Source organism: Microbulbifer sp. CNSA002 (assembly GCF_047324085.1).
Classification (GTDB): domain Bacteria; phylum Pseudomonadota; class Gammaproteobacteria; order Pseudomonadales; family Cellvibrionaceae; genus Microbulbifer.
In genome coordinates, this window is the sequence record NZ_CP172449.1 from 1,187,178 (window position 1) to 1,199,435 (window position 12,258).

14 protein-coding genes are annotated in these 12,258 nt (G+C 40.9%); 9 read left to right on the top strand and 5 right to left on the bottom strand.

All coding sequences use genetic code 11. The annotated features are described in order from the left end of the window. Positions 1-31: 31 nt before the first annotated feature. Together ACG1BZ_RS05190 and ACG1BZ_RS05195 are read right to left on the bottom strand one after the other, a co-directional pair. Positions 32-505: an NYN domain-containing protein gene (locus ACG1BZ_RS05190; RefSeq protein ID WP_413664677.1), complete on the bottom strand. Its 474-nt coding sequence runs from the start codon at positions 503-505 to the stop codon at positions 32-34. A gap of 343 nt (positions 506-848) precedes the next feature. Next, the gene (locus tag ACG1BZ_RS05195; protein WP_413664678.1) at positions 849-1,793 is read right to left on the bottom strand and encodes an alpha/beta fold hydrolase; all 945 of its coding nucleotides are present in this window, start codon (positions 1,791-1,793) and stop codon (positions 849-851) included. Between the two features lie 170 nt (positions 1,794-1,963). On the opposite strand from ACG1BZ_RS05195, the gene ACG1BZ_RS05200 reads away from it, so the two are divergent. Beyond that, positions 1,964-2,692 carry a helix-turn-helix transcriptional regulator gene (locus ACG1BZ_RS05200; RefSeq protein ID WP_413664679.1) on the top strand — a complete coding sequence of 243 codons (729 nt, stop codon included), beginning with the start codon at positions 1,964-1,966 and terminating at the stop codon, positions 2,690-2,692. A gap of 121 nt (positions 2,693-2,813) precedes the next feature. Here ACG1BZ_RS05200 and csrA read toward each other — a convergent pair whose 3' ends face one another. Then, the gene (gene csrA / locus ACG1BZ_RS05205) at positions 2,814-2,993 is read right to left on the bottom strand and encodes a carbon storage regulator CsrA (protein WP_413664680.1); all 180 of its coding nucleotides are present in this window, start codon (positions 2,991-2,993) and stop codon (positions 2,814-2,816) included. Between the two features lie 859 nt (positions 2,994-3,852). On the opposite strand from csrA, the gene ACG1BZ_RS05210 reads away from it, so the two are divergent. The 8 genes from ACG1BZ_RS05210 to ACG1BZ_RS05245 all read left to right on the top strand — a co-directional run bounded on the left by ACG1BZ_RS05210 (position 3,853) and on the right by ACG1BZ_RS05245 (position 10,061). Further along, positions 3,853-4,350 (top strand): SMI1/KNR4 family protein, encoded by a 498-nt coding sequence (locus ACG1BZ_RS05210; RefSeq protein ID WP_413664681.1) that lies wholly within the window; start codon positions 3,853-3,855, stop codon positions 4,348-4,350. 432 nt (positions 4,351-4,782) lie between these two features. Beyond that, positions 4,783-5,010, top strand: a complete 228-nt coding sequence (locus ACG1BZ_RS05215) for a hypothetical protein (RefSeq protein WP_413664682.1) — start codon at positions 4,783-4,785, stop codon at positions 5,008-5,010. A 25-nt stretch (positions 5,011-5,035) separates the two neighbouring features. Beyond that, the gene (locus ACG1BZ_RS05220) at positions 5,036-5,302 is read left to right on the top strand and encodes a hypothetical protein (protein WP_413664683.1); all 267 of its coding nucleotides are present in this window, start codon (positions 5,036-5,038) and stop codon (positions 5,300-5,302) included. Between the two features lie 514 nt (positions 5,303-5,816). After that, positions 5,817-6,494: a hypothetical protein gene (locus ACG1BZ_RS05225; protein WP_413664684.1), complete on the top strand. Its 678-nt coding sequence runs from the start codon at positions 5,817-5,819 to the stop codon at positions 6,492-6,494. 319 nt (positions 6,495-6,813) lie between these two features. Further along, on the top strand, positions 6,814-7,338 hold the full coding sequence (locus ACG1BZ_RS05230; protein ID WP_413664685.1) for a hypothetical protein: 525 nt from the start codon (positions 6,814-6,816) through the stop codon (positions 7,336-7,338). Between the two features lie 466 nt (positions 7,339-7,804). Further along, positions 7,805-8,734, top strand: coding sequence for a hypothetical protein (locus ACG1BZ_RS05235; protein WP_413664686.1), 930 nt, complete (start codon positions 7,805-7,807; stop codon positions 8,732-8,734). A 321-nt stretch (positions 8,735-9,055) separates the two neighbouring features. Then, entirely contained in the window at positions 9,056-9,520 is a 465-nt protein-coding gene (locus ACG1BZ_RS05240; RefSeq protein WP_413664687.1) for a hypothetical protein, read from the top strand. Between the two features lie 37 nt (positions 9,521-9,557). After that, positions 9,558-10,061 (top strand): hypothetical protein, encoded by a 504-nt coding sequence (locus ACG1BZ_RS05245; RefSeq protein ID WP_413664688.1) that lies wholly within the window; start codon positions 9,558-9,560, stop codon positions 10,059-10,061. Between the two features lie 240 nt (positions 10,062-10,301). Here the strand turns inward: ACG1BZ_RS05245 and ACG1BZ_RS05250 are convergent, their stop codons facing one another. Both ACG1BZ_RS05250 and ACG1BZ_RS05255 read right to left on the bottom strand, forming a co-directional pair. After that, positions 10,302-10,733, bottom strand: a complete 432-nt coding sequence (locus ACG1BZ_RS05250) for a GFA family protein (RefSeq protein ID WP_413664689.1) — start codon at positions 10,731-10,733, stop codon at positions 10,302-10,304. A 585-nt stretch (positions 10,734-11,318) separates the two neighbouring features. Then, positions 11,319-11,570, bottom strand: coding sequence for a hypothetical protein (locus ACG1BZ_RS05255; protein ID WP_413664690.1), 252 nt, complete (start codon positions 11,568-11,570; stop codon positions 11,319-11,321). Positions 11,571-12,258: the final 688 nt, after the last annotated feature.

Below are 12,258 nucleotides of genomic sequence, written 5' to 3' on the forward strand. Positions count from 1 at the left end.
TGGATATATGGGGTTCTTTTGTACATGGTTATTACAGCAATAACCTATCTTCAATTGGAGTGAATTTGCTCGCCGCATTAATTAATGCTCCAGCCGTCAATTCCGGAACACCATATACTTCAATCTTCTTGCCTCTATCTAACCTGAGCTTATGGGCAAGAATGTCAAAGTCGCCATCTCCTGACACTAAAATCACGGTATCTACCGAGTTTGAATATTCCATAGCATCAATAGTGATGCCCACATCCCAGTCGCCCTTGGCTGAGCCGTCGGATCTTTGGGTGAAGGGCTTTAACTTCACTTCGAAACCAATCGACCGTAAGATGTTTTGAAATTCATACTGTTTTCTATCACCACGGTCGATGGCGTAAGCTATGGCTTTAACAACTTTTTTACCCCCTGTCACCTCCCGCCAAAACTTGTTGTAATCAAAGTTTCGTTTATAGATTTGTCGACATGTGTAATAAACATTTTGCACATCAACAAATATGGCAACCTTTTCCATTTGGGAATCCAGTTATTATAAAATTCTGAAATTGACAGTGAAGTTATGATCTGCATGCACCAGGGTGGATGCATTAAGCCACTAGTTTTACATACTTAAGCGATGATTGTCAGCCAAATTTAGAGGTGAGGAACATCTCGGCAACAAAGCCAATTTATCAGTAGTTGATGAGTTGTATCGAGATATATAGTGTTGGGCAGTGGCCCTATGAAGTAGCATGGCTCGCTTATATGCACATGCTATCCTCAGATGGCCACTTTATAGTGAGTATCCTACCGTGAACGCCTTCTTTGCGGGATTCTGTGCGGATAATCAGAAAGGGAATTTTCTAGAGAAATGGATACTAAGTAGCGGATTGTTGTTCCAGCCAGTTTAAAATCACTTGATTGGTTTCTTCCGGTCTTTCCTGTTGAATCCAATGGCCGCAATTAAGGTTCACCTCATCTACATTGGGGACGAAATCTTTGATATCTGGAGACCTAGGTATCAAATCATGATCGCCGTAAATCATAAGGGACGGCTTTTGGATAACTGGGTCTACATCTGCCAAGATATGCCAATTGCGATCCAGGTTTCTATACCAATTTATGCTACTTGTAAAACCCGTTTTTTCAAATGCGGAAACGAATACAGCCAGTTCATTATCATTCAGCAAGGGGGCACCAAGCGGTGATGCTGCTCTCGCGAGATTGATCATTACCATACCAGGCTCCGGCGGTGTAGGAGGTACGTTTTTACGGAGCAAATTGTGAAGGAACTGGGAAGCGTTCTTGTCTAACACTGCGTCCGCAACACCTGGCTGCCTATTGAAGTGCACAAAATAATAATCGCTCCCAAGGAGTTCCTCCATAAACTCGATCCAAGGTTTTTCTGTTCGGGCTTGATAGGGCAGTGCGAGGTTTATAATTTTATTAACACGGCTTGGATGTAATAGCGCTATTCCCCAAACGACCATTGCACCCCAATCATGACCGATAAAGGTGGCATCTTGGTATCCGTAGTGATCCAGAAGTGCAGCTAGGTCGCCGGTTAATTGTTCGATGTCATAGCTGGTTACTTCCGCTGGGCAGGATGAGTTGCCATAGCCTCGCTGATTGGGAACGATAACGTGGTAGCCCGCTGCGGCGAGAGCGGGTATTTGGTGGCGCCAGGAAAAGGCATGTTCCGGCCATCCGTGACAAAGCACAACGGGGTTTCCTGTGTTCTGTTGGCCCGCTTCAAAGACCTCCAGCTCTATGCCATTCACTGAGATAAGAGTAGGTGTGGGGAAATCGAGTATTCTAGACAATTTACTTCCTCTTTTTTGGGGAGGTCTTGAGAGCTGCTATTTACCAACAGGCTCCGCTTTCTATCCTTAAGGGTTGTTCCAACTTCAACATCCCTTTGCTGGATCGTGAGTGCATAGGCTAGAATCTAATAGTGCCAAAAACTGTCACCATTTATTAATGTCTGTGTAAAATGAATGTACGTCTCCGACAAGACGCCATAGTGCGAAGCCTTCGCCGAAAGGGCACTTTGACGATTGCCGATTTAGCCGCTGAAGTTGGCGCATCCAGGCGCACCGTGCTGCGTGATATCAGCTCGTTGCGGGATGAGGGCTTTGTTATCCGTTCTGAACCTGGTCCTGGAGGCGGCCTGCAACTTGATCCGCAATCGGTTCAAACTACAGCTCGGCTCTCGGTCGCTGAGATTTTTGCGCTGCTTATTAGCGTTGCATCCGTGCGTGCAGCAGGGAGTTTGCCCTTTTCGGATCTTGCGGATGCCGGGCTGGCAAAAATAGAGAAGGCTTTACCCGTTGATAAGGTGCGTGATTTACGCAGGTTTATGGATTGCCTGTACATCGGCAAGCTTTCACCGGAGGTAGACGTATCTAATGTCGGAGAGATGTCGCCCTTACTACTGCCTACATTTGAAACGGCTTTTCTTCAGCGACTATACCTGAGCTTCCAATATCGTGATGCGAAAGGGGCAGTAACTAGCCGGGTTGTTGAACCGCAAGCTATGTTGATCTTACCACCCGTATGGTATCTGGTAGCTTGGGACCCTGCTCGCAATGACTTTCGTCATTTTCGAATGGATCGGATTAGCCAACCTGAATACCTTTTGGATAAGAAATTTCGAAGACGACATATAGTCTTCGAAGATGGCGTATCTCCTATTCGTGATAATCCCAAAGTTTCAAGATGATTGGGTTCTTGACGGTAAGTATGATCGCTCTCGCGAAAGGCCAATAATTGGTGGCAGTGTAACCCCTTAGCTTACTCGACTCTGCCCCCAATAATTGGTCCAGGTTTTCCGCTCACAGGTTTTACTTGTCTATCTTCTGCTCCCTCTGGATACGGTTATAAATTTCTTCACGATGAACTGCCAAAGATTTGGGGGCCTTTATTCCTACTTGTACTTGATTGCCTTTAACGTTCAATACAGTGATTGAGACATTAGCCCCAATTCTGAGGTTTTGGCCAATTCGGCGAGTCAAAATCAACATATGTTATTCCCTAATGATACTCAAATCATGGGTAGCCTTTCCGCAATGTGAAAGCTTAGAAAGAAAGTTGAAGAGTGAATACGGGGTGGGGCACGGGAACGGTAGGCATAAAAGTAGAAAAGACGGACACAACGCTGCCAGAACCTGAGTAATTGCCTCAAGTTGCTGAATGTGCTCCACTTTATTGAAGACGAGCGGGTTTCTAGCGTATCATCCATACAGCCACTTTGATAATGATCCTATCAATTTGGTTAGCTGGCCCCTGGTGTTGGTAGCACCTTGGGTCAGCGACTTTTACTTACTTTTAGGTCACGCTACCGTTCTCCTTTGAGGGAATAGGCAATTTATAAATTTTGAACTCGATGTTTTCACAAATAACGCTGCTCAGCAGCGATTAAAATATCGAGAAATATTTACTTACCTTACGCAGTTTTGTTACTGAAAACAATCTGAATAAATTCCAATAAGATCATTTCTGCGCCTATCTTTTTAGCTGTATTTTCAATTTTAAAATATGTTAGCTGCTGTTGGGGTTTGATATTGTTGGGCCATAGTTGATCTAGATTAAATTGGCTAAATTAAATTAAATCACTGGTATACATCGCAAATATCTCTTTTGATTTTTGTAAGTAGGTATCTTAGTACAAGGGTGGATTGTATTTTTCTATTTTATTTTTGGGGCTCTTATCGCAGTAATTATGGTCGCGAATTGAGATTTACGAAATGACACAAATTGAAGTAATCTCACTCTTCGTTAGGTTTCGGTGAGGCAGGATGTGGAGGAGGCAGTTTAGTCGTTGCGTTAAAAATTGTAATCTAGGCAATGCAGAAACTTATAAATAGTTAAAATATAGACAGTATGAGTACACAAGATATAGAAAGCCGGCTTCTGGGCATCAAACAACAACTTAAACAGCTGAGTGGTTTGGATAAGGATTGTTCTCTCTTTGGTGCAGAGCGCTGGAACTATAACTTCCGTCGGTTTTCGGAGGAAGAAATTAACGGTATCGAGAAACAGTACAGCATTTCTTTACCGCAGGAGTTTCGGGCCTTTCTTCTTGAGATAGGTTTTGGGGCTGGGCATTCTTATGGTGCTAACGTGGAGGGTCTTCCGCACTACTACCAGGATGACGAAGATGAATATCCGATGTCAGAAGGTACCATTGATATTGCAGAAATAGGCTGTGGTATTGAATTTATGTTAGTTATTAACGGTGCTCATAGGGGAGAAGTATGGGTTACTCAGAGTTACCGTGAGCCACAGCCTTGGTCTAGTAGCTATCTTAACTGGTATGAAGACTGGCTGGCTAAAAGCATCGAGAGCTTAGAAGTACCGCAAAACCCTCCCAAGGGCTGACTACCACAGCTTTCCTCAAATACTCTCGGTAGCTAGCAGAATACACATTGTTCTGCGACAACCCCTCTGCTTCTCCCTTGCATTGAGTTGAGCGGTGTAGCCTATGTACTACTCACCGGTGTTCCCTCACCTTAAGCCTTGTTAATCATTTTTTAATCAAAAAATAGATCGCTGATCGTTTCTTATACAGTCTATGGCTTGTCCCAGCACTTTATACGACTGGGTTGCCAATACACAGGAAGTGCATATCTGCGGCTATGGCGTAAACGGTGATTACGCTCGTACCAAACTCCTTGATAACACTGGTAATTCGCGTGCAGAAGGGCGATATGGGCGGAGTGGGCTCTGGACTGGCGGCAATAGTGACTTGACAGTTCCTGAACCTCTTACCGTATACTGTATGCATGTACAGTATATTGAGTGGAGGTAGTAATGGGAGCCAGAAGTATCACTATTGACGGGGAGCCGATCCGGATCTGCCGTTACCGATCGGGTTATAACAACCGGCCAATGTACGCTATCTGTATCCTTAACTATACAAAATACGTACGCAGCTTTTCGGTATCAGTGGAGATGAATCTACGCGAGGAGTTAGAGCTGACCCTGGCGCAAATGCGAGGAGTTGAGCGAAGTATAAATTGGATGGAAGTATCAGCTTAGGAATGTAAGGACTTAAGCTGTTTTTATGGATAAGGAGCAAATTATGGGAAGAAAAATCAATCGGTTCGCAATTTTTGCAGAGCGGGTTCATTTAATGAATGGTGGTGCAAAAAGCTTTAGGGATTCTGCACCCACAGAGGAATCCGCAAAGGAACTGGCAGAAGAAATTGCTAAATCTGAAAAAGCGCTGTTTTATTCCTGGTTACAAATTCTCGATATAATGACCGGAAGTTATACAGAATACTCAATCAAAAGGGGTGGGGTATTGGAAGAAAGGGAGTGCCCCGAATAATAGGAGCCTGGTAACTAAGGTAGACTTAATGAACGAAGACAGAGGGTAGAAAAAGTAAGTAATAGTTACATGTATAGCGTGAGTAATTTAAAGTTCAGGTTAAGGCAGGTTGTGGTTTGATAATCTACCGAGTGACCAGAGCTATTTACAGGGGTAAAGTTGAATAGCTCTGGCTACGGCACAGTTAGAAAAACTCCAAGCTGAAATTGATTAAAATCAATTTCTGAAAAATATCATTAAAATAAAGCCCCTTTGTACATAATCAGGCTCAGTAGTGGTAGAGTCTAGTTCTAACAGAAATAGAACGCTGGCGGTCAGTACCTAACTTATCCATCTACTCAATTTACGAATGAACCGATGGTTATTAGCAACTAACTGGATGGTAAGCACACATAGTTAACTTCACTCTCGACTTTCTTAGCCCAGGAAGTTTCAATCCAATAATTTTCTTAAGCAGAAAAGGCATGACAGCGATAAAGTTGTGCCGTTGGCAGTATTTATAGGGAGCCTCAAAATGGCAAATCGTTCTTATCTTTATAGCCTTAGTAATCAACCTAAATCCTATTCAGACCGCCCCGAGACTATCTCAGGCTTATCTGAATGGCCATATAGTATTCCCTTCACCTACCGTGTACTAATGTCCGGGAATCCCAATCTGTGCGCGTCATTGGTCTCGGATGGCTTTGAGGACGATTCACCTGATGATAAAACTCAACTTTATGCTATTAGTAGTGACTTTGAGGCAGGATTTGAGCGGTTAAAGAAATTTGTTGAAGTTCTGCGAGTTATTAGCAAAGACATTACGGATCTGCCGGATTCAATGCTAAATGAAACGTTAGAATTCCTTCAAGAGCATAAGGATAGGCATCTACTGCTTGAGACTATCGAGCTGGACTGTATGGATGACTCTGAAGAGTCAGTTCTGCGTGGCTACGTTGAATCCGAAATTATCGCTTGCCGTGAAGCTGGAGCAGCTATTGATGCACTTCCTGAAGACCCAGAGGCATCAGCTGATATTGTAAAGAGTGCAGCAGAAAACAATTCAGAATCTGTTTTAAGTCCATTTTATGGGCTCCAGTTCAATGATAAATTTGACAACGTTGAGAGTGAGCCTCCGGTGGGTTTGTATTGGAGTGATATTCTTTATTACGATTTAGAGAGCAAAAAGGAATTTGAAGAGTCTCTTGAATAATTGAATGTCGAAACTCTTATTTCCACTTAAAGAAATGCTGGGCTAGTTTTAGAGGCTTCTGTGTCTTTCCCAATGTATTGTATTGGTTCAGCACTTCACTCTTGTCGATATGAGGATGATGGCTTGATAGTGCTTATGAGGTGGTATTAATAGCCAACTTTCCGGTATCCCATATCAACCCCAGTCAAGTTACCATTTGGCGACATTGCTTATATAACTTTTCATAAGATGACATCAGGCATCTAGAGTTCACAACTTAAAGTGCAAAATTCATATATTATTTAGCACTATCAACTACAAACCATTTCAGTAAAACTTAATGTTTAGAAATCTTCTAGTGCTAGTGTTGATGCTAGCGTTTAGCACCCATTCCCTTGCCGATAAGTTAAAGAAGTATGAAGACGAACATCTATTTTTATTTCATCCTGACAGCTTCAGTGTAAGTTATGAGGTAGATAAAGATGGATTCAGGGAGATCTTTGTTGATGGTCCAAACCGTACGTCAGTATTTATTACTGTAACTCCATATCCAGTTGAATTGCCACTGCCAGATCTAGCCGAAAATATTAGTAGGGTTATGCTAGAAGAATACAGCAGAATAGAAGTGCTTGAAAAGGAAACGCGCAAAACCATTACCCCTATAGATGGTAGGATGGTTCCAGGTATTATCAATATTTATAAAACTGATGGTTTTTATAAAGTTAACACTGTGAGAACTACCTTGTACCTTATTCATAAGGGGGACAGGTCTGTTATTGTTATAGAGGAACGTAGCAATAGGGAAATTGAAGCAGACAGAGACATGGTAGAGAAAATACTGGATAGCATAAGAATAAAGAAATAAATGTTCTGTAATGGTGGATACTAGTTTTTATAGGCTTAGGGCTGGGGTGCCTCTAATGAGATTTGAGTAATGGGTAGAGGAGGTACTGGTTATCTCCTGTATTTATAAAGCACTTGATCCGGTATCTTATGTGAGTGTCTAGATTTGTTTAAATTGTAGACTCACACTACTCAGTTAGGATTCTCCAAGTGACTTCACAATAGATCGATAATTTCATTTTCTGTGAGGTTGTTCCAAGATTTTTTTTGGTTGACAAAGAATTCCCTTAGCATGCTATTTTTTTCACATTTGTTAAGTGCCTAGCAATGTGAAAGTTACCTCATTTACTCTAATTACGTGAACTATATATGATCGCGTGCAAGATTTGCCTGCATGAGTTCACTGCGGGCAAAAAGGAGTATTTAATAAGGTCAGAATTATGTGTACTCAGAGGAAGCCTTACAGTTGCCTATTAGTGCTAGCTTTTATGGGCTACTTTGTTTCGCCTCCTGCGTGGTCTCATGTACGCTGGTTTGTACAAAACGATGGTAATGCAGTTGAGTTTGAGTGGAATTGGATATATGCGTTAGTTCTTTTGGGGGGCTTTCTATACTGTATGGTGAATAGATCCTTACAGTCGCTTGAGGCAGTAGCTGTTCACAAGGCATCCAACAAACTCCCTTACCTCTGGTCCGATATTGGCCGTCACAAAATTTGGCATATCACGTCTGCCTTGATTGGGTTGACCTTTGTTTTTAATTATTTTTCGGGTGTATTACTGGCCCCAAACCTGGAATTCTCTGCCACGCAAAGTCTTGTTAATGAGTTTCAGCTGGTAATTGGTATTGTGTTAATTTTAGATGTCAGCCTAAGAAGCTCCGGATATCTAATCTTCGCGCTTTTGCTCTCAATAATGGCTACTTACCCATTCTCAATCTGGATTGACTATGGCTTTGAATTTTTAGGGCTTTCACTAGCATTTATATTGTATCAAAAGCCAGGTCTTGGATTGCTTGCTTTACGTTGTGGGCTAGGCCTTCAGCTTATGACTCTGGCAGTTCACAATAAGTGGCTCAATCCTCACTTGGGTCTTGAATTTCTGCAGCACTATCATTGGAACTTCATGTCTAATCTGGGGTGGCACTCTTTCTCCGATTTGACCTTCGTTTTTTCTGCGGGAATGGCTGAATTCTGCTTTGGTTTGGTTATCTTGCTCGGGTGGTCAACACGGTTGGCAACTATTACGGTATTGAGTTTCTTCATTTTGACCGCGTCTATTCTTGGTGTTCATGAATTGATAGGGCATTTGCCAATACTTGGGGCTGGAATTCTACTGGTTGTATTTGGCGGAGGTTCTAATTTGAAGGATATTAGAAGAGGTGGGTTTATCTCAGTTAGATCCTTAAGTGCCCACTAGGTATACGAATTAAATAATATATGGGCCTGAAAAAATTGGGCATCCGTAGATTTGATAGGAGGTTCTAGTGAATTTTAAGAGCCGCATGGAAGTGGCATTTGTTATCTTCTATCTAGTAGCCTATCTATAGCAATTTGTCTGATATCAATATGGCCTGCGATTAAAATTATTGATTTTGTGGATATCCAGAATTGTTATTCAATCCAAGTTTGCGGCTTTGCTGAATATTAATAGTACTGTATAGTATACCTTTGGTAAGTGCTTTAGGGGTTATTAAGGTCTATTATTGTGATCTTCAAGCCTTTCACGTTAGAGGTTTTTATGGGTGGCAAGGATTTTAGGATCGCTTTGTTTTTATGTTTCTCTGCTTTTATTTTTTATCTTTCTTGGTCGACAAAGCAATCCCGGCAAGTATTTTTTGATAATACAAAACTAATAGATGCTGAAAGCATAGAAGGTGTAGTATTTTTAGCGAGAGGTCAGGAATTTGAGTTGTTGCCTAAATACTATGCTGAATTTGCGAATTGCTTTCATAAGGCAAACAATAAAGGAACGGCATTTGGTGGGGAGGTAGTTGAATTTTATATCTACCTGAAATCAGAAGGCATATTTTATGCACAAGTGGGGCTTGTTCATAATATTGAGTCCGTAAAATTTGGGGGGCTGCCGATGAAATTAATTTGGCCTGAAAAAAATATAGATGTTGGGCGCGGTGGTTTTATGGGGACAAGTGATTGTCTTTATACGTATTTTAAGCAAGGTTTGGATTTGCTCGGCAAAGGTTGATTTGATATGTGCCTCGTTGAGGTTGAGAGGGCCGTTGGTGTCTAGGAAAATTATTGTCACTTTATTGTTATGTGTAGTAAACGTTAGTGTTTTAGCAGTAGATTCCAATCAAGATTCACTGGGAACTCTTCGTGCTTTAGAGAGTCGGCTTGAGAGCCAGAGGTTGCAATATGAGCATTTGCGAAAAAAATGCCCAGTTAAATGGTTTGCTCACCTCAGTGAAAAAACTATAAATGAGCAAGAATATTTTGCTTATGCGGCAGCAAAGCTGCCGAAACTGCTTGAGCTTGAATTAAATAAATCATTTTTTCCTAATATGGAATTCAGGATTTCAGTAGTGATTAATCATTGGGGTAAAATTGAAAAAATAGTGTTACTAGAAGTTGATGATGATAATATATCTGGAAAATTACGGAAGATCTTTTCAAATATGAAAGCGGAGCTAAATGCACCAAAGAATAATGGAGGTTGTGCTAAATTTGGAATGATACTTTCCCTTGAGTATGCTAGAGGATATGGTGATTTTTTGATAAAAGAATAAAAGTTTTGTGAAGATTATTAAGGCTGGCTCCTGCCGGGGCGGGGCTTAACTAAAAACTAGTAAGTCTGACTAGGGAGATTTACACAGTGTTTCTAATAGTGTAAATCTCTGTTACATAAAAACTCTCATAGCACACAGCGGGTGCCGCAGTGGTAATAGGGAGTGGCCTCTGATTAGATTTGAGTACTGCGTGGAAGAAGCATTGCCCCCCCCTGTTTCTCTCTTTCAAATAATAATAACCTACTTGTAGTCGTTGACTAGTTGCCCATCAGATGACTCCTTGAATTGAGGGTGTTCGTCATCAATTTCGTAAAAATCAGATTTTTCGCCAGTGAAAATATGCCCCATAGTTTTCAACCCGGTTGGGCCATCTAGTGATCCTGCAATAATTCCAGTTGCATCGAGATTAAATGGTTCCCAGAATAGGCTTGAACCACATTGCTGGCAGAAGCCTCTGCGGGCTACTTCTGATGTTTTATACCACGCCAGCCCGTCATCTTTTGTTATTTTAATGTTGACCTTGCGAGCTTTGGTATGCGGGCCGAAACTTCCATGTAGTTTTTGACACATACTACAATGACAGTTAACTACGTTGCGTAGTGGCCCTTTAACCTCGTACCGCACAGCTCCACATAAGCAACCACCGGAAGTAATTGAATTATTACTATTCATATAATGAGCCTGTAGATGCAAAAATTTACTTGAATTTAGAGCTTAAATTAAGTATGCCTTTTTATTTTCAGTAATAATGATTCTTTTAAATGGAAAATGCCATTCTAATTTTATGATATAAATATTGATGGCCTAGATAGCTATTTATTTGTTTCATCCTGAACTACAAGATGATAGTGGTTCCTAATTGTATATGTTATGAAGTCAATAGTTAAATTTAAAGTAAGATTGTGTGTTCTAGATTTAATTTATCTGAGGCGATGCTCATAGTTTTTACCAGATTCTATATCTCTGGCACATGAAAATATTATCCATGCACAGCGGGAGGTGCGGTGGTAATAAGGGGTGCCCTCAAGTGAGATTTGAGACTAGATGGAAGGGGCATTGGTCATCCCTATATGTATGACTATTTATACAGCATTTGATCCGGTATTTTATGTGGTGTCAATATGGATGGCGCTTGAAGCTACAAATTTTGTGGGTGTCCAAAATCTCTGAACCTTATCTTTCTAGAGTCATGAGATCAGAATCTTGCTCTAACCTCATAATTAGATCCTGGCTAGTATCTACAGGTTGGTTATATATTTAAAGTAACAGTTGTTGGCGAACAAGGTTGGCTCCGCACACATTTTGGATGAAAACCTCTATTTTGCTTTGCTTGGTGATATTTTGAAATGTTTCACCGCCCATAGAATAGAAGTTTGCATGAATTATCTCATCACCCAAATCAGGCTCGTCCATGTCGAGTAGTTCAAATATAACATATGATCCATCATTGTGTATTTTAGCGGCATACATTCCTCTGTTTGGGTTTATAGCTTTTATCGTGGCTCTCATTTCTTATCCTTAGTGTTTTTTGAACTCATCCGGTGTTTTATGCGGTGTCAATATGGGGGCGCTTGAAATATTACTTTTGTGGGTGTCCAGAATCACTGTAATAGATTGTTCGCGGAAGAAAATGAGGTTCTAACTATCATTGCTAGAACGATTGGTAAAAGTATTGACACAAATAGTAATTCTAAAAACACTATGAGCCGCGTTTTTAGTATGGCCAAAGCGAAAAACCATAGTTTTGAGAGTCCCGTCCGTTCAGAAATATTTGCCTTGAAAAATATTTTCTTGCTCCAGCGGTCTATATCAGAGTAGCAGCCTGTGTATAGTTGTCTGAAGTTTCCAATGAATGCTAGAAGAAATGCAATAAGCAACACATAAAATATAAGCGTCATCTCCCAGTTGCTTAAATCAATTTTGGTAAAATCAAGTTTGCTACCGATGATTAGTACAAACGCAAAAAGTAATATTTTGGGTGCTAAATTTCTCAAAAATTCCAAATAATATTTGCTTCCTTTGCCAGGGAGTCGGAGTGAATTTATTTTTCTGGGCATAATTGATTCCTTTGGGATAGGTTCTATTGAAGGGGGCTTTATTTTTATTGTTTGTTATACGTACTATGCATAATGTTGTCATCAAATGGCGCTATTTCTATGGATGTCCATGATTATATTTTCTGCTACGCAGCAATGTT